The sequence below is a fragment of the Gordonia sp. NPDC003424 genome (assembly GCF_053588655.1).
In genome coordinates this window covers 147,048-171,163 of record NZ_JBSFQJ010000004.1, presented here as the reverse complement: position 1 = coordinate 171,163, position 24,116 = coordinate 147,048, and the positions used below count along the sequence as shown (strand labels likewise).

24 protein-coding genes are annotated in these 24,116 nt (G+C 67.1%); 10 read left to right on the top strand and 14 right to left on the bottom strand.

Features of this window, described 5'->3' with window-relative positions; translation table 11 throughout:
* Position 1: 1 nt before the first annotated feature.
* The 8 genes from ACWDTI_RS08205 to ACWDTI_RS08170 form a co-directional block, all read right to left on the bottom strand.
* Positions 2-3,394, bottom strand: coding sequence for an ATP-binding protein (locus ACWDTI_RS08205; RefSeq protein WP_449737569.1), 3,393 nt, complete (start codon positions 3,392-3,394; stop codon positions 2-4).
* A gap of 4 nt (positions 3,395-3,398) precedes the next feature.
* Positions 3,399-3,992, bottom strand: coding sequence for a DUF4194 domain-containing protein (locus ACWDTI_RS08200; RefSeq protein WP_449737568.1), 594 nt, complete (start codon positions 3,990-3,992; stop codon positions 3,399-3,401).
* Positions 3,989-5,443 (bottom strand): DUF3375 domain-containing protein, encoded by a 1,455-nt coding sequence (locus tag ACWDTI_RS08195; RefSeq protein ID WP_449737567.1) that lies wholly within the window; start codon positions 5,441-5,443, stop codon positions 3,989-3,991. Before ACWDTI_RS08195 ends, ACWDTI_RS08200 begins: the two co-directional genes overlap by 4 nt.
* Before the next feature lie 25 nt (positions 5,444-5,468).
* Positions 5,469-5,885, bottom strand: coding sequence for a type II toxin-antitoxin system death-on-curing family toxin (locus tag ACWDTI_RS08190; protein WP_449737566.1), 417 nt, complete (start codon positions 5,883-5,885; stop codon positions 5,469-5,471).
* The gene (locus tag ACWDTI_RS08185) at positions 5,882-6,079 is read right to left on the bottom strand and encodes an antitoxin Phd (RefSeq protein WP_449737565.1); all 198 of its coding nucleotides are present in this window, start codon (positions 6,077-6,079) and stop codon (positions 5,882-5,884) included. The genes ACWDTI_RS08190 and ACWDTI_RS08185 overlap by 4 nt, the downstream gene beginning before the upstream one ends.
* Positions 6,080-6,273: 194 nt before the next feature.
* A complete protein-coding gene (greA, locus tag ACWDTI_RS08180) occupies positions 6,274-6,768 on the bottom strand; it encodes a transcription elongation factor GreA (RefSeq protein WP_449737564.1) in 495 nt (164 codons plus the stop codon).
* A 126-nt stretch (positions 6,769-6,894) separates the two neighbouring features.
* Complete coding sequence (locus ACWDTI_RS08175) at positions 6,895-7,650, bottom strand: queuosine precursor transporter (RefSeq protein ID WP_449737563.1); 756 nt, start codon at positions 7,648-7,650, stop codon at positions 6,895-6,897.
* Entirely contained in the window at positions 7,647-8,120 is a 474-nt protein-coding gene (locus tag ACWDTI_RS08170; RefSeq protein WP_449737562.1) for a DUF4307 domain-containing protein, read from the bottom strand. Before ACWDTI_RS08170 ends, ACWDTI_RS08175 begins: the two co-directional genes overlap by 4 nt.
* A gap of 48 nt (positions 8,121-8,168) precedes the next feature.
* Here ACWDTI_RS08170 and mca point away from each other — a divergent pair, with 48 nt between their 5' ends.
* The 4 genes from mca to ACWDTI_RS08150 are packed head-to-tail and all read left to right on the top strand — an operon-like array spanning position 8,169 to position 11,904.
* The gene (mca, locus tag ACWDTI_RS08165) at positions 8,169-9,071 is read left to right on the top strand and encodes a mycothiol conjugate amidase Mca (RefSeq protein WP_449737561.1); all 903 of its coding nucleotides are present in this window, start codon (positions 8,169-8,171) and stop codon (positions 9,069-9,071) included.
* The gene (locus ACWDTI_RS08160; protein WP_449737560.1) at positions 9,068-9,388 is read left to right on the top strand and encodes a hypothetical protein; all 321 of its coding nucleotides are present in this window, start codon (positions 9,068-9,070) and stop codon (positions 9,386-9,388) included. Before mca ends, ACWDTI_RS08160 begins: the two co-directional genes overlap by 4 nt.
* The gene (locus tag ACWDTI_RS08155; protein WP_449737559.1) at positions 9,363-11,405 is read left to right on the top strand and encodes a thioredoxin domain-containing protein; all 2,043 of its coding nucleotides are present in this window, start codon (positions 9,363-9,365) and stop codon (positions 11,403-11,405) included. The genes ACWDTI_RS08160 and ACWDTI_RS08155 overlap by 26 nt, the downstream gene beginning before the upstream one ends.
* Entirely contained in the window at positions 11,398-11,904 is a 507-nt protein-coding gene (locus tag ACWDTI_RS08150) for an N-acetyltransferase family protein (RefSeq protein ID WP_449737558.1), read from the top strand. The genes ACWDTI_RS08155 and ACWDTI_RS08150 overlap by 8 nt, the downstream gene beginning before the upstream one ends.
* 14 nt (positions 11,905-11,918) lie before the next feature.
* Here ACWDTI_RS08150 and ACWDTI_RS08145 read toward each other — a convergent pair whose 3' ends face one another.
* Positions 11,919-12,539, bottom strand: a complete 621-nt coding sequence (locus tag ACWDTI_RS08145) for a TetR family transcriptional regulator (protein ID WP_449737557.1) — start codon at positions 12,537-12,539, stop codon at positions 11,919-11,921.
* A 67-nt stretch (positions 12,540-12,606) separates the two neighbouring features.
* Between ACWDTI_RS08145 and ACWDTI_RS08140 the strand changes: the two genes are divergently transcribed.
* Positions 12,607-12,966: a cytoplasmic protein gene (locus tag ACWDTI_RS08140; RefSeq protein ID WP_449737556.1), complete on the top strand. Its 360-nt coding sequence runs from the start codon at positions 12,607-12,609 to the stop codon at positions 12,964-12,966.
* Positions 12,967-12,988: 22 nt separating this feature from the next.
* Here ACWDTI_RS08140 and ACWDTI_RS08135 read toward each other — a convergent pair whose 3' ends face one another.
* Positions 12,989-13,597: a histidine phosphatase family protein gene (locus ACWDTI_RS08135; protein ID WP_449737741.1), complete on the bottom strand. Its 609-nt coding sequence runs from the start codon at positions 13,595-13,597 to the stop codon at positions 12,989-12,991.
* 144 nt (positions 13,598-13,741) lie between these two features.
* On the opposite strand from ACWDTI_RS08135, the gene ACWDTI_RS08130 reads away from it, so the two are divergent.
* Entirely contained in the window at positions 13,742-14,128 is a 387-nt protein-coding gene (locus ACWDTI_RS08130) for a YciI family protein (RefSeq protein WP_449737555.1), read from the top strand.
* 19 nt (positions 14,129-14,147) lie between these two features.
* A complete protein-coding gene (locus ACWDTI_RS08125) occupies positions 14,148-15,401 on the top strand; it encodes an RNA polymerase sigma factor (RefSeq protein WP_449737554.1) in 1,254 nt (417 codons plus the stop codon).
* Here ACWDTI_RS08125 and rocD read toward each other — a convergent pair.
* Positions 15,391-17,493 (bottom strand): ornithine--oxo-acid transaminase, encoded by a 2,103-nt coding sequence (gene rocD, locus ACWDTI_RS08120; protein WP_449737553.1) that lies wholly within the window; start codon positions 17,491-17,493, stop codon positions 15,391-15,393. The two genes, ACWDTI_RS08125 and rocD, sit on opposite strands and share 11 nt — an antisense overlap.
* Before the next feature lie 97 nt (positions 17,494-17,590).
* On the opposite strand from rocD, the gene ACWDTI_RS08115 reads away from it, so the two are divergent.
* Positions 17,591-18,037 (top strand): Lrp/AsnC family transcriptional regulator, encoded by a 447-nt coding sequence (locus ACWDTI_RS08115; RefSeq protein WP_449737740.1) that lies wholly within the window; start codon positions 17,591-17,593, stop codon positions 18,035-18,037.
* A gap of 273 nt (positions 18,038-18,310) precedes the next feature.
* Entirely contained in the window at positions 18,311-19,381 is a 1,071-nt protein-coding gene (locus ACWDTI_RS08110) for a 3-deoxy-7-phosphoheptulonate synthase (protein ID WP_449737552.1), read from the top strand.
* Between the two features lie 11 nt (positions 19,382-19,392).
* Here ACWDTI_RS08110 and trhA read toward each other — a convergent pair whose 3' ends face one another.
* Positions 19,393-20,064 (bottom strand): PAQR family membrane homeostasis protein TrhA, encoded by a 672-nt coding sequence (gene trhA / locus ACWDTI_RS08105; RefSeq protein ID WP_449737551.1) that lies wholly within the window; start codon positions 20,062-20,064, stop codon positions 19,393-19,395.
* Between the two features lie 73 nt (positions 20,065-20,137).
* On the opposite strand from trhA, the gene ACWDTI_RS08100 reads away from it, so the two are divergent.
* On the top strand, positions 20,138-20,917 hold the full coding sequence (locus tag ACWDTI_RS08100; RefSeq protein ID WP_449737550.1) for an isoprenyl transferase: 780 nt from the start codon (positions 20,138-20,140) through the stop codon (positions 20,915-20,917).
* A gap of 273 nt (positions 20,918-21,190) precedes the next feature.
* Here the strand turns inward: ACWDTI_RS08100 and ACWDTI_RS08095 are convergent, their stop codons facing one another.
* Together ACWDTI_RS08095 and coaA are read right to left on the bottom strand one after the other, a co-directional pair.
* Entirely contained in the window at positions 21,191-22,810 is a 1,620-nt protein-coding gene (locus ACWDTI_RS08095; RefSeq protein WP_449737549.1) for a PGRS repeat-containing protein, read from the bottom strand.
* Between the two features lie 317 nt (positions 22,811-23,127).
* Positions 23,128-24,069: a type I pantothenate kinase gene (coaA, locus tag ACWDTI_RS08090; RefSeq protein WP_449737548.1), complete on the bottom strand. Its 942-nt coding sequence runs from the start codon at positions 24,067-24,069 to the stop codon at positions 23,128-23,130.
* Positions 24,070-24,116: the final 47 nt, after the last annotated feature.

Sequence of the window (24,116 nt, the reverse complement as noted above, 5' to 3'; positions counted from 1 at the left end):
CTCATCCGGTGCGGGAATCCTCACCGACCATGGACACCATCTCCCGCAGCCGGCGCTGCTCGCGGTACTCCTCGATGGTCAGGCACTGCAGCTGCGAGTTGCTGCCGGTGCGATTCTCCACGTAGCCGACGGCCGACACGAACGGCTCGATCGTGTAGATCTTGGTGAGCGGCGTGACGATCAACAACTGCAATCCGAGGCGCTCGAACAGCGACAACGCATAGCGTGCCGACTCGTCGGAGCCACGACCGAACGCCTCGTCGATCACGACGAACCGGAAATCCCGCGACGTGGTCACCCCCCACTTCAGATCGAATTGGTACGCGAGCGACGCGGCGAGAATGGTGTACGCCAACTTCTCCTTCTGGCCACCCGACTTACCGTCCGAGTCGGTGTAGTTCTCGAACTCGACGTCGGTTTCGGAGTAGCGTTCGGAGGCCGCGAAGGTCACCCAATTACGTACATCGGTCACGTATTTCGTCCACTTGCGGTCCACTTCGGTGAACCCTTCGCGGCCCCGGAATCGCTCCACCAGCGACTTCACCAGGAGGAACTTCTCCTCGGCGTAGTGGTCGTCGGCGTCCGCGTCGAACGATCCGTCGCTGCAGCGGCGCAGCTGGTCACGGAACTCGCGGACCTCGCCATTGTGCGACGGATTCACCTCGAGCCGGATGTAGCGGCCGGCGTTGTAGTCGATGCCCGACAGCGATTCGTTGATGGTGTCGATCTTGGTGCGGATCTGGTCGACTTCTTTGTTCAGCTGTGCCGAGAAGATCGCGATGTCGCGAATCGCGTTGGTGTTCAGGTAGTTCTTGAACTCGGACTCGAAGCGCGGCAGATCGTCTTCGGCCAGCCGGCGCTGCAAATCGATGAACTCGCCGGCTGCGGCGATGTCGGCGTCCATCTCGGTGGTCAGCACCGGATGGTTGCGCTTGAACTCCGACATCTTGTTGACGACACGGGTGGCGAGCGATCCCGCGCGGGATGCGTGCCCCTCTGCGTCGGTGGTGAGTTGCGCCGACATGGCACTCTCGGTGCGGTCGCAGGTGGTCAGGGTGAGTCCGCCGTCCCCGAGCGCCGAGGTTATCGCCGGGAAATGTCCCACCGCAGAGGCGAATCCGTCGTCGGCGAGGATAACCTCGGCGGCGTCGCGCCCGGTGGTGGCGTTGTCCAGGGCGATTTCGAGGCGGGACAGTGAGTCGCGCAGGGTATCTCGCCGAAGGTCGGTCTCGGTGATCTCCGTCGCTGTCGCCGTGATGGCGGCAGTGATCCGGGCCAGTTCGTGCGACGACTGCTCGAGTTCGGCCTTCCTCTTCTCCAGTGAGGCGATGCGGGCGGCCACCGACATCCAGTCGATGGTGTCGAACGACGTGAACACGGTGAGCTTGCCGAGTGCGGTGCGGCGGCGGTCGATCGCGCCGAGTCGCGTTGTCTGCTCGGCGATGTCGGCGTCGATACGATTGAGCTCGGTCTGGATGCGTTGGCCTTCGGCCAGAAGTGCCGCGATCTTCTGCTCATTGCGCCAGCCGAGAACGTAGCGTCGTCGATCGTCCACCCGGTAGGAGTCGTCCTTCTCGTGGCGACCGCCGCCGGAACGGACCTGACCGGCCACCGTGACCGCGAACTCCTCGCTGCGGAACTCGGCCATCGTCTCGGCGCACACGTGCCGCGCCCGCTCGAAGAGCTTGCGTTCCAGCCAGCCGTAGAACGGCCCGTCCTTGATGTCGAGCTTGTGCGCCAACGCGTTCGACGGCGGTGTGGTGATGCCCTGCAGCGACGTCCGTGGCGGCACCTTGAAGTAGACGACGCGGCCGCCGAGGTGATTGTCGTTGATCCAGCCCGACACCTCGTCGTAGTCGTCGGCCGAGACCAGCAGCGAGAGACCGAAGCTGCGCAGGACGCGTTCGGCCGCACCCTCCCACCGGGTCTCGTCGTCGCGGACGCCGATGAGTTCGCCGACGAACGGTAGATCGTCGGACCCCAGACCGGTTCCGTCGCAGATCAATTCGCGGATGCGGAGATTGTGGTCGGGGATGTTGGTGGTGCGGCCACGCAGGCTGGCGATCTCGTCGCCGACGCGTCGACCGTCGCTGTCGAGTTGCCGACGATCCACGCCGAGTTCGGTGACCGCATTGTGGCGCTCGGCGATCTCGTCGTCGAGCTGCTCGACGGTGGCTGTCACCTCGTGCAGCCGATGATCGAACTGGACCCGGTCCTCGACGGCCGGCAGCTGCGCGTCGTCGAGAAGTGCGACGAACCGCTGGTGCTGCTCACTGCGTTCGGCCTGCTGCCGCTGTCCTTCGGTGATGCGTTGCTCGAGCGTGGCGATCTCGGTGCCGCCGTGGCCTGCCTGCTCGATCTCCAGTTCCCGCAGCCGGCTCCGCAGGTCCGTCAACTGCTGGTCGACGGCCACCAACTGTGCTCGGGTCGAGGTGAGATCGTCGGTGCGCGCATCGATCTCGACGGCGAACAGCTCGCTGCGGCGCCGCGCGAAATAGAAGCGCAGCGCGTCACGCCGCGCCCGCAGTTCGTCGGCCTGCCGGGTGTGTTCGGCGTAGCGTCCGTAATCGTCGAGCATCGGCTCGAGTTCGGCGAGTTGGGTGCGCGCCAGGACGACGGCGTCGTGCGCGGCGGTCAGGTCGTGGAAGTGGCTCACCAGTGTGTCGACCCACGTGCTCGAGTCGAACGGTTCGAGCATATGGTCGCGGACGAAGTCGTTGAGGTTGCCGACGGCTTTCATCGACACGGTCTGATGGAACAGCTCCATCGCCTGCTCGGATTTGATCGCCAGGCTGCGGCGGTAGTCGCGGCCGTAGTCGGGGAAATGGTCATGGATGCGGGTGCCGCCCTGGCGCAAGCGTTTACGCAGGGTCTTGAGGTCGGTGCCGAAGTCGGTGAAGTCAGCGGCGATGTCGAGGGCCCGATCGGTGACGGTGAAGAACCGTTCGGGCTGACCGTTGTCGTGACGCATCGAGAAGACCTGCGCGAGAGTCACTTCCTCGTCGAATCCGTCGTTGCGGAACACCCCGAGGATCACCGAATAGCTCGACGTCCCGCGCAACGCGACCGGCCGGGAACTGCCGGTGACCTCGTTGCGTTCGGATTTGTAGTGGCCGAGCACATACGACCGCAGATCGCGCTCGCGGGTGTCGGCGCCGGCAGCCTTGTTGTAGGCCACACGGTTGGCCGGCAACAGCAGCGTGGTGAGTGCGTCGACGAGGGTGGACTTGCCCGAACCGATGTCGCCGGTGAGCAGACCGTTACGTCCGTCGAGTCGCAGGGTCCAGACACGGCTGTCGAAGGTGCCCCAGTTGAGCACCTGGAAGGTGTGCAGCCGGAAACCCGATTGGCTCGGGCCGCCCTGGAGTTCGGTGGGGGAGAACAGTCCGGTCATCGTCTCAGGCCTCCGCGAGGGTCTCGGTGTACTCGGCGAGGTGGGTGTCGAGTTCGGCCAGCCATTGTGCATCGACAAAGGCCTTGATCACCCGTCGCACCTCGAAGTGCCCTTCCTGCTTCGGGATTCGCCGGACGAACCCGAGGTCGGTGGCCCGCCGAACGGCGGTCTCCACCTGATCCGCGGTGCGCGCCTCGTTGGTGGTCTGCGGCAGGAACGGTGTCATCATCTCGACGATCTGGTCGTTGGTCAGGATGAGTCGGGCTCCGGAGTCGGTGCTGTCGAACTCGGCGAGACGTTTGCGCAGTAGCGCGATCAGCAGACTGGTGTGCAGGGAGAGTTGATGGCGTGGAACCAGTCTCGGGATTCCCCTTTCGGCCAACTCGTCGTCGGATCGGGACCGCAGAAACGCGTACCCCTCGGCCTCGTCGATCATCACGGTCAGTCCCAGGGTGGCGACGTAATCGCTGACCTGGGCGGAGAGTCCGACGATGTGCTGCCACACCGCTTCGTGGGTGTCGCGATAGACGACACCTTTCATCAGTGTGGTGACGGCCAGTGGCAGGCTCAGGTCGTCGCGGGAGATGGGACGGCTCATCGGGATTGGGCTCCAGACGTGGCTCGGGTGTAGATGACGCGGGGAATGCGTGCGGTGCGCTCGGCGCCCTCGTCGTCGATCCAGGAGACGGTGTCGGTGGTGGTCTCGTCGAAGGTCTTGGCGAACGTCTCGTCGGTCAGAGAGAGGTAGGTGACGAGTTCGGCGAGGCCCTGACTCAGCGGGGCGTCCGCCACGACCTCGGACAGTGTGATCTGGGATTTGCGGCGCAACACTTTTCGGACACCGTCGATCAGTGGGAGCGGGTCCACGTGGATCTGTTCGTAGAGTGCGTCGGCCGATCCCTCGGCCCGGCCGGCCTCGACACCGCTCGAATCGACGGCCGCAGTGGCCGGTTTGCGGTAGAGCGGGCGTTCCATCGGAAGGCTGACCGTGGGGGCGGCGTCGTCCATCGGATGCGTGAAATCGTGGGCGCGCTGATCGCGCAGCCCGATCGCCCTGGATTCGATGCTGCGCAGCAGGTCCATCACGCGGCGGTTCTCGAGCCACACCTGATCGTCGAGGAACCGTCGGAGCTGCTCGGAGAGTTGCCGCACAGTCGACTGTGCACGCCCGCCGGCGTCGAGCCAGTCGTGATGGACATGACCGAGCCGGGTGTCGACGCCGGACAGGTCGTCGAGCGACTGCACGCTGCGGATCAGCTCGGTCAGCTCGTCGAGCCGGTCGGCAGACAACAGCAGGTCGTAGAACGCGCGGAAGCTGCGGCCCTGATCGGAGTCGCTGATGAGGTTGCGGCTGCCGACGATCTCGTCGAGCAGTTCGCCCTTCGTTCCGTTCCACGTCGCGATCCGCTCGCGCATCTCGCGGTCGAGAGAACGGAAGTTCGCCTCGACCTCGCGGAAGTCCGACAGCAACGCCCTGGCCGTGTCCGCGAACTGCTGGTATCGGTCATTGCGGCTGGTCGAGTCCAGCACCCGGATGTCGCCGCGCTCGACCGCGGCGATCTCGGCGTCGATCTCCGCGCGCCGTCGCCGCAGCTCGGCGAGCCGGATCTCCGGATCGGTCTCGGTGCCGTAGACGATCTGGCGCAGCAGGTCGAAGACGGTGTTCAACCGCGACTCGGTGCCGACGAACCCCCGCTCGCGAAGCGCCCCCACCCAGGCGACCGCGCGTTCGACGGCAGGTGTCGCGTCGTAGTGGGGATCATCGCTGCCGGCGACGTAGTACTTGCGCAGCCAGCCGGTATCGGCCGACGACCAGTCGTCGAGGTACGCCTTCGCCGACTTGGGATAGGTGCCTTCGCCCAGGCGCTGATTGAGCGCGTAGAGCTCGTCGTCGAGCAGGTCGACGAGCTCGGGCGCGGAGATCTCACGCACATTGTCGTCGACGAACACCCGGCCGAGAAATGCCAGGATGAGTGGTGCGTTGTCGGCACGCAGCAGACGCCAGGCGGCGCTGCTCGCGCGCACGGAGACGATCTCGTCGTACTGCATGGCGCCACCTTAGCGACGGGGTCCGTCAACTTCCGGCAGGGCACTCCGGGGCCGCGACGTCGGCGAACAGATGGAGATGCGCGCTGATGTCACGCCAGTCATCCACAGTCCCTTGCGACGCATCAAGCACAAACGTTTCGGCATCATCGACGTCGAAATCGCCGGCGAGTTCGATGCCGTTCAGCCCGAGGAGGAGCCACGCCGACGCCCACGCGGTTCGCTTGTTTCCGTCGGCGAACGGGTGATTCCTCGCCACGGAGTGCATCAATGCGGCGGCTTTGTCGAAAACGGTCGGATACGCGTCAAGGCCGAACACACTGGATTGTGGTCGCGCGATCGCCGCCTGCAGCAGGCCCTCATCGCGGACGATGAGTACGAAATCGCAAGCACGCGAACCGACGGTGATCACCGCCCAGCGATCCGGGAAGCGGATCTCGCTCATTCGAGACGCTTGTTGAGTTCGGCCGATCTCGTCGCGATGCGATCCGCGAGATCGAGGACTTCGCGGCGGTAGTCGCTGGCGGCCTTGAGCGCCGCCTCCCGGACGAAGGGTTTGAGCGCCATGTTGTGGCGCTTCGCCGCTTCCTGGATCTGGCGGTGTTCGTCGTCGCTGAAGCTGATGTTGAGCGATGGCATGGCTATCCGTCCCACTAGGTACCCCCCAAGGTACCCAACACGGTGCCGTGGGCCCACGGATCAACCCGCGGTTCTTCCGCACACTGTGCAAAGACCCCCCGAAAGCTTGCGGAGGGTTCTCGCAAACCGGGGGGAGAAACGACAGAACCCGGCAGAGGAAGCCTCTGCCGGGTCGTAGTGGTCGAGTACGAGCTCTAGCTGTGGTAGGGCTCCGCGCTGACCAGCGTCACCTTGACCAGCGCGCCGGACGGCACGCTGTATTCACGGGTCTCGCCGACCTTCGCGTCGATCAGTGCGGCGCCCAACGGTGAGCTGGGGGAGTAGGTCTCGATGGACCCGCCCTTGGCGCTCTCCTCGCGGGTGGCGATCAGGAAGGTCTCGGTGTCGCTCTCGTCACCGTCGTAGTAGACCTTGACGACCGAGCCCGGCAATGCCACACCCGACTGGGTGGGGGCCTCGCCGACCTTGGCGTTGTTCAGCAGCTCCTGGAGCTGCCGAATGCGTGCTTCCTGCTGGCCCTGCTCTTCGCGGGCCGCGTGGTAGCCGCCGTTCTCCTTGAGGTCGCCCTCTTCGCGACGCTCGTTGATCTCTGCCGCAATGACCGGCCGGTTGGCGATCAGCGCATCGAGCTCGCCCTTGAGGCGGTCATGCGACTCCGGCGTCAGCCAAGTCACCTGGGTGTCGGTCATGGTCACTCCTTCGTGGTGTCCGCGCACCGGGCTCCTTTTTCACCCGGCACATGTGGACTGCTCCAAATGCAGCAACACGACCCCTCGCGGAGCCGTGTATCAGTACAGGATACCAGTCTGTGAGAGCTATGGCACATCCGCCTCCGCGGCGCGTGCTTCGGAGAGTGCTTCCTGGTAGCTCGGCTCGTGTCGTTTCAGCCAGCCGCAGACCAGATAGGTGACGGGCATGATGACGATTTCGACGAGTGTCTTCCAGACGAACCCGACGGCCGTGTAGTTGATGAAGTCGCCCCAGGTGGAGATGCCGAGCGCCGATGCGGCGATGGAACAGAACACCAGGGTGTCGGCGAATTCGCCCACCACCGTCGAGGAGATGAGGCGCGCCCAGAGGTGCTGCTCGCCGGCTCGTTCCTTCATCTTGACCAGCACAAACGAGTTCAGGAACTCGCCGGCGAGATAGCCCGCCAACCCTGCCAGCAGGAACTGCGGGACCACCCCGGCGACCGCCTTGAAGGCGTCCTGATTCTCGTAGAAACCGGCGGCCGGCAGCTCGATCGTCAGCCAGAAGCAGATCGATGCCAGCAGGAGGATCGCGAACCCCGCGAAGATCGCCCGGCGCATCGCGCGGAAGCCGTAGACCTCGCTGATCACGTCGCCCAGCACATACGCGAGCGGGAACAGGTAGAACGCGCCGTCGGTGACCAGACCGTTCATCTGGATGGGCCCGGCGGACAGGTGCAGCCAGTCGTCGAACAACACGACGCCCTTGGTGCCGGTGATGTTGCTGATCAGCATCACCCCGACGAACAGCGCCATCGCGAACGCGTAGTACGGGCTCGAGACGGTCGCGAAGACCGCGCGATCGCGGGTCGGCGCGCTCATGTGTCGGGGCGGGTCAGATAGGTGGGGACGTCGGTGGTGCAGCCGAAGACCTCACCGATCACCGGCGGTTTCGACGTCGTGACCTCGGTCCGGACGCCGATCTGGGTCTGTGACCCGCCGGGGATCAGGATCTCGCGCCGGCCGGTCTCGTCGCCGTCCTTGGATCGGCCACGCACCACACATGCCACCGGTCGCGACGGATCCTTGCGGGTCACCGTGAGCTGGACCGACACGGTGGACGGGTTCAGGATCTCGTAGGCCGTGGCCTCTCCGGACACATCGGGAGTGGCGAACCTGTTGTAGGCGAGCCAGGCGAGTCCCACGCCGGCCACGACGACGAGTACCGACAGTCCCAAGAACCAGCGACGACGACTGGCCGACGATTGTGTCGACGGGTACGTGGCACGCGGACCACTGCGCGGCGCGTCGGGATCGGCGGGTGCCGCCGTCCCCCCGTCTGAACTGTTCACGCGTCAATACCTACCATGGGAGGAGTACCGATCCGAAGGTGAGGAACTGTGACCGAATCTCGTGCAGGAGGGCCCCACGCCGGGCTTCGTCTGATGGCGGTCCATGCTCACCCCGACGACGAGTCGAGCAAGGGCGCCGGGACGATGGCGAGATACGCCGCCGAAGGCAATGACGTCCTGGTCGTCACACTCACCGGCGGCGAACGAGGCGACATCCTGAACCCGGCGATGGACCGTCCCGGTGTCAAGGACCGGATGAGCGAGATCCGCGAAGAAGAGATGGCGCAGGCGGCCAAAGCCCTCGGCGTGCAGCAGCTGTGGCTGGGGTTTGTCGACTCCGGACTCCCCGAAGGCGACCCGCTGCCGCCGGTACCCGAGGGCTCGTTCGCGGCGATCGACATCGAGGAGCCCATCGAGGCGCTGGTCAAGGTGGTGCGCGAGTTCCGCCCGCACGTGATGATCACCTACGACGAACACGGCGGTTATCCGCATCCCGATCACATCCGCGATCACGAGGTGTCGGTCGCGGCGTTCGAACGGGCCGGCGATCCCGACGCGTACCCGGGCACCGGCGCGCCGTGGACCGTCTCGAAGCTGTACTACACCCACGGGTTCATCAAGGACCGCATGGTGCTGTTCTCCGACGAGTTCGAGCGGCACGGTCAGGAGAGCCCGTTCAAGGAGTGGCTCGAACGGTGGGAGCGTGACCCCAGCCGCGGTGATCTGATGGGCCGGATCACGACCCAGGTCGAGTGCGGCAAGTACTTCCCGCAGCGCGACGACGCCCTGCGGGCGCATGCGACGCAGATCGATCCCAACGGGGTGTTCTTCGCAGTCCCGCTCGAGTGGCAGCAACGGCTGTGGCCGACCGAAGAGTTCGAACTCGCGCAGACACGGGTGAAGACATCGATCCCCGAGACCGATCTGTTCGCCGGAATCGAGGAACGATGAGCCCGACGTCGATCGTGACCGGACTCAGTGTCCTCGCCGCGCAGGAGCCGGAGGGGCCCGAGTTCGGCAAGGCGTCCCCGCTCGGTCTGCTGATCATCCTGGTGCTGTTGGTGGCCACCGTGCTGCTCATCCGCTCGATGAACGCCCAACTCAGGAAGCTGCCCAAGACTTTCGACACCGAGCATCCGGAAGCCGACCAGGCGTTCGACGAGGGCACCGACTCGTTCGCCGCCGAGCCGGACGATTCCGGCGACAACGGTGCCGTGGACCCGACGAATGGGGCGCACGCCGATGAACGAAAGTCAGCCGGAACCTGATCGGTTGCAGCGCAACACGTTAGGGGACGCGACAAGTCCCTACCTGCGGCAGCACGCAGACAATCCGGTGCACTGGCGGGAGTGGGGGGCCGACGCCCTCGACGAGGCTCGACGACGAGACGTGCCGATCCTGCTCTCGGTCGGCTATGCCGCCTGTCACTGGTGCCATGTGATGGCGCACGAGTCGTTCGAGGACGACGCGACGGCCGCGGTGATGAACCGGGACTTCGTGTGCATCAAGGTCGATCGCGAGGAACGGCCCGACATCGACACGATCTACATGAACGCCACCGTGGCGATGACCGGGCAGGGCGGCTGGCCGATGACCTGCTTCCTGACCCCGGCCGGCGATCCCTTCTACTGCGGCACCTACTACCCGTCCACGCCGCGGGGGCAGATGCCGTCCTTCCGTCAGATCATGGGCGCGGTCAGCGAGGCCTGGCTGCAGCGCCGCGACCAGATCGACGCGATGGGCGTCAAGGTGCGAGAACACCTGCAGGCCAACGCTGCTGCGTTACCCGTCGCCGACATCTCGCTCGACGACCGGCTCCTGGAGTTCGCGGTCACCGCGGTCCTCGACGACGAGGATCGCACGGCCGGTGGCTTCGGTGGGGCGCCGAAATTCCCGCCGTCGGCGTTGCTCGAGGGGCTGGTTCGCTCCTCGGAACGCACCGGCGACCCCGCCGCGCTCGCCGCGGCCGCGCGCACGTGCGACGTGATGGCACGGGGCGGCATCTACGACCAGCTCGCCGGCGGATTCGCCCGCTACGCGGTCGACAACGACTGGGTGATACCGCATTTCGAGAAGATGCTGTACGACAACGCGCAACTGCTGCGCGCCTACACCCATCTCGCGCGCCGCACCGGTGATCCGCTGGCGCAGCGCATCACCGAGGAAACCGTGACGTTCCTGCAGCGTGATCTCCGCGTGTCGGCGGGGTTCGCGTCCTCGCTCGATGCCGATGCCGCCGGCGTCGAGGGCTCCACCTATGTGTGGACGCCGACGGAACTGGCCGAGGTCCTCGGTGACGACGACGGAGGCTGGGCGGCAACGCTGTTCGAGGTCACCGACACCGGCACCTTCGAACACGGCCGGTCCACGCTGCAGCTGAGCTCGGACCCCGATGACCCCGCACGATTCGCGTCCGTGCGGGAGCGTCTGCTCGCCGCGCGCGCACTCCGTCCGCAACCGGCTCGCGACGACAAGGTGGTCACGGGCTGGAATGCGATGACGGTGACCGCGCTGGCCGAGGCCGGTGCGGGCCTGCGGCGGCCGGACTGGATCGAACTCGCGGCCTGGTGCGCCCGGTCGCTCATCGACACCCACATCGTCGACGGGCAGCTGCGGCGGTCGTCGCTCGGGGGCGCCGTCGGGGTGCCGGCCGCGGGACTCGACGATCATGCCGCGCTGGTCACCGCGTTGCTCACCCTGCATCAGGTGACGGGCGAAGAGACTTGGTGTGATGACGGATTGGCGCTGCTGGACACCATGATCGACAGGTTCGCCGATCCGGCGGCGCCGGGATCGTGGTTCGACGCGACGGGTGAGGGCCTGATCACGCGGCCTCGCGATCCGGTCGACGGCGCGACGCCGTCGGGCGCATCGCTGGCGGCCGAAGCGCTGCTGGTGGCATCCGCGCTCGCCCCGTTCGGGCGGGCCACCGGTTACGCGGAGTTGCTCGACGCCACGCTGGCGCGCGCGGCGGTGTTGCTGGCGAAGCTGCCTCGCTCGGCGGGGCATTGGCTTGCGGTGGCGCAGACGCGGTTGTCGGGTCCGCTGCGGGTTGCGGTCGCGCAGGCTCCCGACAGCACCGGTGAGCTCGCCGCGCACGTGTGGTCGGTCGCGCCCGGCGGAACCATCATCATTGCCGGGCAACGTGATTCGGTTCCACTCCTCAACGGTCGGGGGACCGTCAACGGTGTCGACGCGGCGTATGTCTGCCACGGGACCGTGTGCAAGGCGCCCGTCGTCGACGCCGACGCGATCGACATCCTGCTCGGCAAGCGCAGTGACTGATATCGCGGCGTTCTCCGTCCGCGAGGCGGTGGCCGACGACGCCGTCGTGGTCAGTGAGCTGCGGGCCCGCGTCGCTGCCGAGGGGCGGTGGCTGGGCACCGAGCCACCCGTCGACGTCGACGACTTCGCGCGGAGGTTTCTCGACGTGCTCGACGCTGATTCGTCGTATGCCGTTGTCGCCGTGGATGAGTCGGGGACCGTCATCGGCTTTGTCGCGGTCTTCACCGTACTGCCCGGGGTCACGACCTTCGGTATGGCGGTGGCGCTACAGTGGCGGCGTCGAGGTGTGGGTGGCGCCCTGGTCGATGCGCTGCTCGCCTGGAGCCGACGCCGAGACGCGCACAAGGTGATCCTGGAGGTGTGGCCGCACAACGAGGCCGCGATCGGCCTCTACTCCTCGCGCGGATTCGTACGGGAAGGGCTGCGGCGCAGCCACTATCGCCGACGTAACGGCGAACTGTGGGATGTGGTGGAGATGGGCTTGATACTCGGCGAGTAGGCGGGCGGTACGGCTCAGCGCTCGTCGAGCGCTGATCGCAACACCGCGTCGGCGTTGTCGCGGATGATGCCACGCGCTTCGGTTGGGGACACCCCGGCGACATCGACCAGCCAGATCCACGCCTCGATGCCGGCCACCGCGCGCAACCGGAGTGCGGCACGACGAGTCCGGTCGCCCGACCACGACGGGCCGAGCACGGCCAGTGCCGCGGTGAACCAGCCGATCGCCCGCCCACCCCGCAGCGGGGCGCGGTCGGGATCGGTGTCGAGCGCCGTCCGGAGCGCGGCCCGCAACTGCGCTTCCCACTTCTCGATGATGTCGAGCTGGAGGTCGACGACCACCCGCACCCGGGCCGCCGCATCCTCCGGGCGGTCACCGGTGAACCGGGGGCTCTCGGCGATCTCCGGATAGCCGGCCGAGATCAGCGCGGTCTGGTCGGGAAAGTAGCGGTAAGCGGTGGTGCGGGAGATGCCCGCGTGCCGGGCGACCTCGTCGACGGTGGGCGAGGCGGTGGTCGCCATCAGTTCGTGCAGGGCCGCCACCAGTGCCTCCCGGGTGCGCTGCTTCTGGCGTGCCCGGCCTCCCGCTTCATAGGGCACCGCCCGCCCGGCCGGGGAATGTCTCGACGCCGCCACGGCTTCACGGTACCATTGTTCCGTAATGGGACAGAGATCCCATGAAAGGCCCACGAAGGAGGACACGATGTCCGACATCGACACGGTCGCGACCGACCCGATCGTCACCGATCCCACGCTGTACCGGGTGCTCCTCGAGAACGACCACGTGCGGGTCCTGGAGTACCGCGACGAGCCCGGCGACGCCACGCACACGCACCATCACCCGGACAGTGTGATGATCCCGCTCGCGCACTTCCGCAGACGCCTCACCGTCGACGATCGGCAGGCCGAGGTGGAACTCGAGCCGCTCGCGGTGCGCTGGCTCGATGCGCAGCATCACCAGGGGACGAACATCGGGACCACGCCGACTCACGCGATCTTCGTCGAACTCAAGGAAGCCGGCCGACGCGAGGAGATGCCGGAAGCGCTCGGGCCCGCGGGGTAGGGCGACGGGGTAGCGCGGCCGGTCACACCGCCGATCGCGTCGCCGCCGCACCCTCCGGGCCGACGAGTGTCGACAGGCGGCGATCGCCGCCGACGTCCTGCAGCAGTGCCACACCCGCCGGGCGGAGGTCGATGTCGGCGCCGTGAGCGATCGGCCAGCCGAGGAACCGACAGACGAACGATCGGGAGAAGTGTCCGTGCGACACGACGATCACGTCCGAGGCCGCCAGCCGTCGGCCGACGACCTCGACCGCGGCATCGACCCGAGCGGTCATCTGTTCCACCGACTCCCCGTTGGGCGCGCCCTTGGTCCAGATGGCCCAGTCGGGATCGTGCTCGGCGTGGATCTGTGGTCGGGTCAATCCCTCGTAGTCGCCGTAGTCCCATTCCGCGAGGCGATCGTCGACCTCGTCGACCCGCAACCCGGCGAGCTCGGCGGTGCGCCGGGCCCGGCGGCGCGGCGAGGCGAGCACGTAGGGGTCTCGCAGCTGCAGCCTCTCGGCGATCCCCCGCAGATTCCGCGCATCGGTCTCGCCGCGTTCGGTGAGATCGATGTCGGTGCTGCCGGTGTGACGGTCGGACAACGACCACTCCGTCTGACCGTGGCGGACGAGCAGGACCCGGTGATGCATGCGAGGTTCGGACACCTCTCGAGAATAGGCACATCACCGATGTCGATCCGGGGCGATCGCTGCGTCATAGGGGTGACGGCGGCATCGGGCTGTCATCATCGGATTCACGGACCTCGTGGATCCGCCGACCGAAGGGACCCCACAATGCAGTACATCTTGGCGATCACCCTCGACGAATCCGTCCCCGCGCCCGCTCCGGGCGACCCCGGCTTCGCCGAAATGCGTGAGGCATGGACCACCTACGGTCGTGCCCTGGCGTCGGCGGGTGTCCTCGTCGACGGCGCCAGCCTGACACCGAGCAGCTCGGCCACGACCATGCGGATCGCGCTCGGCACGTCACCGACCATCACCGACGGGCCCTACGTCGAGGCCAAAGAACAGCTCGCCGGCTACTACCGGATCGAGGTCGAGGATCTCGACGCGGCCCTGGCGTGGGCGGGCAAGATCCCGCTTCCGTTCGGGGTGGTGGAGGTGCGGCCGGTGCGGCTCTATGCGGGGCCGGACGGCACCCCGACACCGGCGAATCCCTGACGCGCACAAGCGGTCATCCATGGGTGACGTCGTCGACGCCGCGGTCACGGCGGTGGCGCGCGAGGAGAGCGGGCGCGTGCTTGCTCTCCTCGCCGCCCGGTTCGACGACGTCGACCTCGCCGACGACTGCGTGCAGGACGCACTCCTACAGGCGATGGAAACCTGGCGTACCAAGGGAATTCCGGACAACCCGGCCGCCTGGCTGTTCACGGTGTCACGCAACCGGATGGTCGACCAGCTGCGGCGGAGCGCGAGTTCTCGACGCCGATTGGCTGCCGCGGCAAGGGATCTGACTGCCGACGAGCCCGTGGACGCCGACGTATCGCTCCCGACGGTCCGCACCGGCGCCGAGGTCGGCGACGAGCGTCTGCGCCTCATGCTGCTGTGCTGTCATCCCGCGCTCGATGTCGCCGCCCAGACCGCACTCACCCTGCGCCTGGTCGGGGGACTCACGACGAACGAGATCGCCGCCGCCTTCCTGGTTCCGGAATCGACTCTGGCGCAACGGATCGTGCGCGCCAAACGGAAGATCCGTGACGCGAGGATCCCGCTGGTGATCCCCGACGATCTCGACGGCCGCGTCGACGCGCTGCTCGCGGTGCTGTATCTGATCTTCAACGAGGGGTACCTCGCCACCGACCGTGACGCCGCGGCACTCGTCCGCGTCGACCTCGCCGAAGAGGCGATCCGGCTGTCCGAGGTGCTCACCTCGCTGATGGACGCCAACGGCGAGGCACACGGCTTACTCGCGCTGGAGTTGTTCCACCGCTCCCGATTCGCCGCCCGGGTCGACGAGGACGGCGATCTGGTCACGCTCGAGCACCAGGATCGCGGGCGGTGGGATGACGCGATGATCACCCGCGCCCGGGACGTGCTGGCGACGGCCGTCGCGCGACCGGGTGTGGGGCCCTACCGGATTCAGGCGCTGATCGCCGGCATCCATGCCCGCGCGATGAGTTCTGCGGACACCGACTGGACCACCATCGCCGAGCTCTACGCCATCCTCGAACGTATGAACCCCAGCCCGATCGTGCGGCTGAACCGGGCGATCGCGGTGGGCATGGCGGATGGTCCGGCACGTGGCCTCGACGACCTCGACGACGTCGCCGGCTTGTCGGACCATCATCTCTGGCATGCCGCCCGAGCCGAGATGCTGGCTCGGCTCGGGCGAGAAGACGAGGCGCGCAGCGCATTCACCGAAGCGCTCACGCATGTCCGCAACCCGGCTGAACGGCGGCACCTGCAGCGCCGGCTCGACATGCTCAGCGACTGACGGCCTTCGCCAGTTGGTCCACCGCCCAATCGATTTCGTCCTCGGTGATCACCAGCGGCGGCGCCAGCCGAAGTGTCGATCCGTGGGTGTCCTTGGCGAGGACGCCGAGCTCGGACAGCCGCAGACAGACCTCCTTGCCGGTACCGAGTGCGGGATCCACGTCGATGCCGGCCCACAAGCCTTTGCCGCGCACCGCGATCACGCCATTGCCGACCAGCGTGCGCAAGCGGCTGTGCAGGCGCTCGCCGAGTTCGGCCGCCCGGGCCTGCCACGTCCCCTCGGCGAGCATGTCCACCACCGTGAGTCCCACCGCTGCCGCGAGCGGATTCCCGCCGAACGTCGAGCCGTGCTCGCCCGGATGCAGGACGCCGAGCACGTCGGAGTCGGCGACCACCGCCGAGACGGGCAGGATGCCGCCGCCGAGCGCCTTGCCGAGCGTGTACACGTCGGGCTGCACACCCCAGTGCTCGACGGCGAATGTGGTGCCGGTGCGTCCGAGTCCGGACTGGATCTCGTCGGCGATCATCAGCACGTCGTGGGCGGTGCACAGGGCGCGGATCCGCGGCAGATAGTCGTCGGGCGGGACGACGATGCCCGCCTCGCCCTGGATGGGTTCCACGAGCACCGCGACGGTGTTCGCATCGATGGCATCCGCGACGGCGGCGGCGTCTCCGTACGGGACGGTCACGAAACCCGGTGTGAACGGACCGAATCCGCTGCGGGCGTCGGGGTCGTCGCTGAAGCTGACAATGCTGATGGTGCGCCCGTGGAAGTTGCCGCCGGCCACGATGATCTTCGCCTGACCGTCGGGGACGCCCTTGACGTCATAACCCCATTTGCGGGCCACCTTGATCGCGGACTCGACGGCCTCCGCGCCGGTGTTCATCGGCAGGACCATGTCCTTGCCGCACAACGTCGCCAATGCGGCGCAGAACGGTTCGAGACGATCCGACATGAACGCGCGACTGGTCAGTGTCACACGCTGCAGCTGATCCATCGCGGCCGCGACGATCCGCGGGTTGCGGTGGCCGAAGTTCACCGCCGAGTACGCCCCCAGACAGTCGAGATAGCGACGTCCGTCGACATCGGTGATCCACGCGCCCTCGGCGGTCGCGGCGGTGATGGGCAACGGGGAATAGTTGTGCGCGACATGGGGTTCGGCGATCAGCGGCATATCGGCCTCCGTTTCGACGGCCACGTCGGCGGGGTCGTCGTGCAGTGCCCTCAATTCTAGGGTGCAGCACTTGACGCCACCGCCGCCTTTGAGGAGCTCGGACAGGTCGATGCCGATCGGCTCGTAGCCGGCCGCGCGGAGTGCGGCCGCGAGTCGTGGTGCGGCATCGGTCATCACGACGTGATGCCCGTCGGAGACGAGGTTCAGCCCGAGCGCGGCCGCGTCGTCGTCGGAGGCGATGATGGCGTGCGGGAACAGCTCGGCCAGCACCATCTGCGAGGAGGGCGAGAAGGCCGGCGGGTAGTAGGCGATGTTGTCGTCGTCGAGCACGCCGAGAGCGGTGTCGAGGTGGTAGTAGCGGGGGTCGACGAGTTCGAGGGTGATCACCGGGAGGCCGGTCAGGGCGGCGATCTCGGCATGCGTGGTCCGGTCGGTGCGGAAGCCGGTGCCGGCGAGGATGCGCCCGCCGATCACCAGGAAGTCGCCTTCGCCCTCCTGGATACCGTCGGTCCGGTGCACGGGTCCGTGCCCGTTGGTGCCGAACCAGTCGGCGTAGTGATCGCCCTCGGCGGCCCGCTGCGGGAACGCGAAACGCGCGGCGATGGTGGCGCCGCCCACGCTCAATCCGCCGTTGGCGGCGTAGACCATGTCGGGCAACCCGGGCTGCGGGTCGACGATGTGGACCGCGTGCCCCAGCGAGACGAACAGGTCACGCAACGTGGACCACTGCTCGACGGCGCGCGCGGTGTCGACCGGTGTCGTCGGATCCATCCACGGGTTGATGACGTACTCGACGGCGAAATGGGTCGGCGGGGTCATTGCGTAGGTCCGGGTGCGCGGGAGTCTCGGGGCGGTGTGACAGGTCGGGGACACCGAGGGCATGGCCCCGGAGGGCACAGAGGGGCTCGTGATCGTCATGAATCGAGGCTATTCTCGTTATCTGGCGCAATCAATCGCCGTTCATTGCGCATCAGTGCAACGAAAGTTATGCAGTCCGGTAGGAGATGAAGAAACGTTGCGTGGATTCGATGATCTGGACGAAAAGGTGCTCGCCTGCCTCACCCGCGACGCGCGGGCGACCTATGCGCAAATCGGCGACGAGGTGGGATTGTCGGCGCCGGCCGTCAAGCGGCGAGTCGACCGCTTGCTCGACGACGGGGTGATCAAGGGCTTCACCGCGGTGATCGATCCCCACGCGATGGAGTGGAACACCGAGGCGTATGTGCAGGTCTCGTGCCGGGGCAACATCTCGCCCCAGGTGCTGCGCGCCGCGTGGGAACCCATTCCCGAGGTGGTCAGCGCGGCGACGATCACCGGTCAGGCCGACGCGATCCTGCGCGTGCGGGCCCGCGACGTCGGGCATCTCGAGCAGGCGCTCGAACGTATCCGCAGCGCGGGTCCGGTCGACCACTCCGAGTCGATCATCGTGCTCAGCCAGCTCATCGATCGCGGGCACCCGTGATCTCGCGTCGTTCGGAGGGCTGATTGGCGCTGATTTCTGCGCGTGCTAGCCTGACCGACGTGATCATCACCGCACGCGCCTATTGGCGCTTTATCGAGGCTCCGGGTGAGCCTGCGATGAAGCGCTGACCACCAGCGCGCGCACCACGACCCGGAGCCCCGAGCAGCGACCAGCAGGTCGCTGCTCTTGTCATTTCAAGGGCGCCGGCACGCGGTGAAACCAACCGGGGCGCCCACCGAGACCGACAGGGCCTGACCCCGAAAGGCAGTGACCATGACCACCCTCCCCGATGTGACCGCGGAATCCACCTCGGATCGCCGGATCACATCCTTCCGCTCGATCCCGTCGCCGGACACCATCCGCAGCGAACTGCCGCTCACCGCTCGGCGGGCGCTGGCCGTGCAGGCGGATCGTGACGAGATCGCCGACATCCTCGCCGGACGTGACGACCGGCTGCTCGTCGTCGTCGGACCGTGCTCGGTGCACGACCCGATCGCCGCACTCGACTACGCGCGCCTCCTCGCGCCGCTGGCCGCGCAGTACGCCGACCGCCTCAAGATCGTCATGCGGGTCTACTTCGAGAAGCCACGCACCACTGTCGGCTGGAAGGGCCTGATCAACGATCCCGGCATGGACGGCACCTTCGACGTCGAGCGAGGTCTGCGGACCGCGCGCTCGCTGCTGCTCGACATCATCGACCTCGGCCTGCCCGTCGGCTGCGAGTTCCTCGAACCGACCAGCCCGCAGTACATCGCCGACGCGGTCGCCTGGGGCGCGATCGGCGCGCGCACCACCGAGTCGCAGGTGCATCGCCAGCTCGCGTCGGGTCTCTCGATGCCGATCGGCTTCAAGAACGGCACCGACGGCAACGTGCAGGTGGCCATCGACGGCGTGAAGGCCGCGTCCGCACAACATGTCTTCTTCGGCGTCGACGACTTCGGCCACGGCGCCGTGGTGGAGACCGCCGGCAACGACGACTGCCATGTGATCCTGCGCGGGGGCACCGACGGCCCGAACTACGACGCCGGATCCGTTGCCGGCGCCGTCGCCGCACTCGCGAAGGCGTCCCTGCCGCAGCGGGTCATGATCGACTGCAGCCACGCCAATTCGGGTAAGGACCATGTCCGGCAGGCGTTGGTCGCCGAGGAGATCGCCACGACCATCCGGGCCGCACGCACCGCCGGTCACGCGGTCACCATCTCCGGCGTGATGCTCGAGAGCTTCCTCGAACCCGGTGCGCAGTCGCCCGACGCCCGGCCCCTGACCTACGGCCAGTCGGTGACCGACAAGTGCATGGGCTGGGAGACCAGTGCCGCGGTGTTGAACGCGTTGGCGCGCAGCTGACCGGTGGCACCTCAGCCGATCAGCACCAGCCACACGGCGACATAGTGCAGCAGAGCGGCCACCGCGGTACAGGCGTGGAACAACTCGTGATGACCGAAGGTGGCCGGCCAGGGGTTGGGCCAGCGCACCGCGAACAGGATTGCGCCGATGCTGTAGAAGACCCCGCCGAGCGCGAGCAGGACGGCCACGGTCATGCCGGCCTCGGCCACGAGTGACGGGGCCACGACGATGATGACCCAGCCGAGCAGGATGTAGAGCGACACGCCGAGCCAGCGTGGCGCGCTCGGCCAGATCAGCTTGAGTGTCACCCCGGCGAGCGCGCCGGCCCACACGATGCCGAGTACCCACCAGCGCACGTTCTCGGGGAGGGCAAGCACACAGAACGGGGTGTATGAGCCGGCGATGAACACGAAGATCATCGAATGGTCGGCGCGTTTCATCCGCACGTACGCGCGCGGCGTCTTCCAGGCGATGCGATGATAGATGGCACTGACCGTGAAGACTCCGACCACGGTCACCGCGTACACGGCGCACGCGACGGCGGCGCCGGTGCCTTGCAGAACGGCGGCGCCGATCACCACCGCGACCCCGAGTAGTGCGGCGGCGACAGCCGCATATTGGTGGATCACCCCGCGCAGGCGGGGTCGTTGGGCGGCCTCGAGTGGTTCGGTCAGGCTGTTCACGAAACCTACGGTACCGTAACTTTCTGCCGGGATCGTTCTAGGGGCGGTGACGATGCCCTAGGATCGAACACCGATGAAGCTTCTTCCCGATCGGCTCCGGCGACCCATGCTCAGCGTGTACGAGCGTCGTGTCGTGCAGACGCTCGATCCCGCGCAGCTGCCGCGCCACGTCGCGATCATTTGTGACGGCAATCGGCGCTGGGCGCGGGAGGCCGGATTCGAGGACGTCAGTCACGGCCATCGGGTCGGGGCGCAGCGGATCGCCGACATGCTGAGCTGGTGTGCCGAGCTGAACATCGAGACCGTCACGATCTATCTGCTGTCGACCGAGAATCTGGAACGGGCCTCCGCCGAACTCGACGCGCTGATGGAGATCGTGCCGGACATCGTCGACGAGATCTCCGGGCCCGGTGACTGGCGTGTGCGGATCGTCGGCAACCTCGATCCGCTGCCCGACGCGGTCGCGGCCCGGCTCAAGGCGGCGTCCGACCGCACCCACGGTCGTTCCGGGATGAACGTGAACGTGGCCGTCGGGTACGGGGGACGGCAGGAGATCGTCGACGCCGTGCGATCGTTGCTGTCCGAGCGTCTCGACGCCGGCGACTCGTCGGAGCAGATGATCGACGCGGTGACCGTCGAAGCGATCGACCGCAACCTCTACACCGGGGGCCAGCCCGACCCGGACCTCGTCATCCGCACCTCGGGTGAGCAGCGGCTCTCCGGATTCCTGTTGTGGCAGAGCGCTTATTCGGAGATCTGGTTCACCGAGGCCTACTGGCCGGCGTTTCGTCGGGTGGATTTCCTTCGCGCACTGCGTGATTACGCGGCCAGGAGTCGTCGGTTCGGCAAGTGAGTGTCGCTCCGGGGTACCGGGGTACCGGGGTACCGGGATGTCCGGGGTATATGGCGGCATCCGACAGGCGGTGACGTCGAGATCGCCGGACCGGCGGGGACCGACATCGTCCACATCGCCAAAACCGTTGTCCGGCAAGATAGGTCACCGAGCGAACTGGGTGATGGGTATCAGGTTCCGGGGGAAGGCGATGCCCCGGAGTGGTCAATCCCGGTGTGCGTCTGCTGTTGGCAGCGCACGTCGGCCCACCCACGTGGGTGGGCCGACCTGCCCTCACTGTGTTGTGCTGCTGCCGGTATCTCCGTCGGTGCCGCTGATGGCACCGCCACTGCCACCGGTGCCACCATCCCCGTGGTTGCCGCTGCCACCACCGATGCCGTCTGTGCCGCCGCTGCCGCCGGTGCCGCCGGTGCCGCCATTGCCGATGACGGTAGCGTTGCCACCGCTGCCGCCGGTGCCGCCATTGCCGCCGTTGCTGTGCTCGGTAGCCATGCCCTTGCCGCCGTTACCGCCGGTGCCGCCGTCGCCGCCGGTGCCGACGAGGCCGGCGTCGCCCCCGGTTCCCCCGGCCCCACCGGTCCCCCCGGTCCCTAAGATGCGTCCCATTCCGCCGGTTCCCCCGGTGCCGCCCTTGCCGCCGTCGCCGGCGACAAGTCCGCCCTTGCCCCCGCTGCCACCGGTGCCGCCATCGCCGACCGCCTCGCTGTTGCCGCCGTTGCCACCGGTGCCGCCGGTGCCGATCAGGCCGGCATTTCCACCGTTTCCGCCACGGACGCCGTCGGCTTCCGAGTTCATGTTGCTGCCGGCGTTGCCGCCATTGCCGCCGGTGCCCACGAGGAGGCCTCCGGTGCCGCCGTTGCCACCGATACCCCCGGTGCCGCCGAGACTGCCGAGACTGCCGTCGCCTCCCGTACCTCCGGCACCGCCGACGCCGAGGAGTCCTGCGTTGCCGCCGTTGCCACCGTTGCCGCCGTCGCCGCCTGCGACGCTTCCGTTTCCGCCGTTTCCGCCGTTGCCGAAGAGGAGGGTGATGCCGGTGCTGCTGGTGGTGACGCCGCCGAAGAGCAGTCCACCGTTTCCGCCGTTTCCGCCGTCGCCGTTGGTGGCGTTGCCGCCGTTGCCGCCGAGTCCGATGAGCCAGGCGTTTCCGCCGTTTCCGCCGTTGCCGTCGTAGCCGGTGACCCCGTTGCCGCCGTTGCCCCAGAGCAGTCCGCCGTCTTGGCCGTCGGCGCTTTCCCCCTTTTCGCTGCTGCCGTTGTTGCCGTTGCCGACCCAGAGAATGCCGAAGCTGGAGATCTGGACGCCGTTGTCGCCCTGCTTCACCGTGAGCAGGAAGCCGAGGTCGATGCCGTCGGCGTTGATGGTGATCAACGCGCCGGGGGTGGCGCCGACTGAGGCGGCGCTGTTCCAGATTGCCAGGTAGATGTCTTGCGCCCCGTTGACGACCGACGACACGACGTTGTCGAACGTCAGACTGTCAGACGACATCAGCTGTTGCCCGCTGTTGGTGGTGTAGCCGACCGCTGTGGTGGTGACCGTCGAGGTGGGTGTGTTGCCGCCACCGCTGTTGAGTTGGGCGACCACGTCTTCAAGCGATTGCCCCGTGAGTTGCCTGATCGCGGCACGCACATTGTCGGCGAGGTGGGTGATGGCCGGGCTGGCGTCACCGTTGGCGGTGGCTTGTTGGAGGGCGGTGAGGACGTCGGCGGTGGAGGCGAGGCCGGCGTTGTGTTGTCCGTCGCTGGTGGTGGTGACCGCTGAGCGTGGGGTGATGTTGCTGACCAGGCTTGCCAATTCGGTGTGGTCGTAGCGGCTGACCGGGGCCGACAATCCGTAGGTGTCGTGGACGCCGATGGCGGCGATGGGTAGGACGGCTGCTCCGATGCCGATCATGGCTGCGGCCGAGAGCCTGCGACCGCTGATCCTGTGGCCGATACTGCTGACTCTGTGTGTGGTCGCCATTGACCTCACCCCCGAAATAGTGAGTGCGCGAGGGCCGCTCGCGCACGGTGGTGTATTTCTTGTGCGCTATTCAGTTGTGCGTTAACAATAATTAAGTTTACTACTCTGACGCGGATGAAACTTCCGGCTGCGGTGTGATCTAGGTCTCCGCACGAGGGTTTCGATACGCCTCGTCCTCGCTTCGCTCGCTCGGGGCTACTCAACCGGCGGGTGGAAGCGACCCACAATCCGGTGGGCTGGTGGTTCGCTCAGAGCTTTCGCAAGCGAACCCGGTTGATCGAGTGATCGGGGTCTTTGCGCAGCACCAGCGTCGCGCGCGGCCGGGTCGGCAGGATGTTCTCGTTGAGATTGGGCAGGTTGATCGAGGTCCACAGATCGCGCGCCGCGATCGTCGCCTGATCGTCGGTCAGCGTTGCGTAGTAATGGAAGTGCGAATCCGGGTTGGCGAACGACGTGGTGCGCATCTTCAGGAATCGCGAGATGTACCACTGTTCGATGTCGGCCGTCTTGGCGTCGACGTAGATCGAGAAGTCGAACAGATCGGAGACCATCAGCGTCGGGCCGGTCTGCAGCACGTTCAGGCCCTCGAGGATCAGGATGTCGGGCTGGCGTACATAGTGGGCGACCTCGGGGACGATGTCGTAGGCGATGTGTGAGTACACCGGCGCGGTCACCTCGTGTGCGCCCGACTTGACCTCGGTGACGAACCGCAGCAGTGCCCGGCGATCGTAGGATTCCGGAAAACCCTTGCGGTGCATGATTCCTCGGTGTTCGAGCTCCTTGGTCGGGAGCAGGAAACCGTCGGTGGTGACGAGATCGACCTTGGGATGGGACTCCCAGCGCGCCAACAGGGCGGCGAGCACGCGGGCGGTCGTCGACTTGCCGACGGCGACGCTGCCCGCGATCCCGATGACGAACGGCACCTGCCGGTTGGTCTGCCGTTCGCCAAGGAAGGTCGACGTCGCCGCGAACAGACGTTGCCGGGCAGCCACCTGCAGATGGATCAGACGGGAGAGGGGGAGATAGACGTCGGCGACCTCGTCGAGGTCCACCTGCTCGCCGAGGCCGACGAGTTGGGCGAGGTCACTTTCGTTGAGCACCATCGGCATCGATTCGCGCAGGTCGCGCCACTGCCGGCGGTCGAGCTCCAGATACAGACTGGGGTCGCGCCCGGTTGTATCGCGTGCCATGGCGTACAGCTTATGCATCGCCCCACGCACGATCCGTCACCGGTGGG

Excerpts from the sequence above, each read along its gene's own strand:
- ACWDTI_RS08155 (WP_449737559.1), top strand. The coding sequence starts at position 9,363 with ATGAACGAAAGTCAGCCGGAACCTGATCGGTTGCAGCGCAACACGTTA.
- ACWDTI_RS08110 (WP_449737552.1), top strand. The coding sequence starts at position 18,311 with ATGACCACCCTCCCCGATGTGACCGCGGAATCCACCTCGGATCGCCGG.
- ACWDTI_RS08175 (WP_449737563.1), bottom strand. The coding sequence starts at position 7,650 with ATGAGCGCGCCGACCCGCGATCGCGCGGTCTTCGCGACCGTCTCGAGC.
- ACWDTI_RS08205 (WP_449737569.1), bottom strand. The coding sequence starts at position 3,394 with ATGACCGGACTGTTCTCCCCCACCGAACTCCAGGGCGGCCCGAGCCAA.
- ACWDTI_RS08190 (WP_449737566.1), bottom strand. The coding sequence starts at position 5,885 with ATGAGCGAGATCCGCTTCCCGGATCGCTGGGCGGTGATCACCGTCGGT.
- ACWDTI_RS08130 (WP_449737555.1), top strand. The coding sequence starts at position 13,742 with ATGCAGTACATCTTGGCGATCACCCTCGACGAATCCGTCCCCGCGCCC.
- ACWDTI_RS08195 (WP_449737567.1), bottom strand. The coding sequence starts at position 5,443 with ATGCAGTACGACGAGATCGTCTCCGTGCGCGCGAGCAGCGCCGCCTGG.
- ACWDTI_RS08140 (WP_449737556.1), top strand. The coding sequence starts at position 12,607 with ATGTCCGACATCGACACGGTCGCGACCGACCCGATCGTCACCGATCCC.
- greA (WP_449737564.1), bottom strand. The coding sequence starts at position 6,768 with ATGACCGACACCCAGGTGACTTGGCTGACGCCGGAGTCGCATGACCGC.
- coaA (WP_449737548.1), bottom strand. The coding sequence starts at position 24,069 with ATGGCACGCGATACAACCGGGCGCGACCCCAGTCTGTATCTGGAGCTC.
- ACWDTI_RS08200 (WP_449737568.1), bottom strand. The coding sequence starts at position 3,992 with ATGAGCCGTCCCATCTCCCGCGACGACCTGAGCCTGCCACTGGCCGTC.
- ACWDTI_RS08095 (WP_449737549.1), bottom strand. The coding sequence starts at position 22,810 with ATGATCGGCATCGGAGCAGCCGTCCTACCCATCGCCGCCATCGGCGTC.
- ACWDTI_RS08185 (WP_449737565.1), bottom strand. The coding sequence starts at position 6,079 with ATGCCATCGCTCAACATCAGCTTCAGCGACGACGAACACCGCCAGATC.
- rocD (WP_449737553.1), bottom strand. The coding sequence starts at position 17,493 with ATGACGATCACGAGCCCCTCTGTGCCCTCCGGGGCCATGCCCTCGGTG.
- ACWDTI_RS08160 (WP_449737560.1), top strand. The coding sequence starts at position 9,068 with ATGAGCCCGACGTCGATCGTGACCGGACTCAGTGTCCTCGCCGCGCAG.
- ACWDTI_RS08135 (WP_449737741.1), bottom strand. The coding sequence starts at position 13,597 with ATGCATCACCGGGTCCTGCTCGTCCGCCACGGTCAGACGGAGTGGTCG.
- ACWDTI_RS08100 (WP_449737550.1), top strand. The coding sequence starts at position 20,138 with ATGAAGCTTCTTCCCGATCGGCTCCGGCGACCCATGCTCAGCGTGTAC.
- ACWDTI_RS08125 (WP_449737554.1), top strand. The coding sequence starts at position 14,148 with ATGGGTGACGTCGTCGACGCCGCGGTCACGGCGGTGGCGCGCGAGGAG.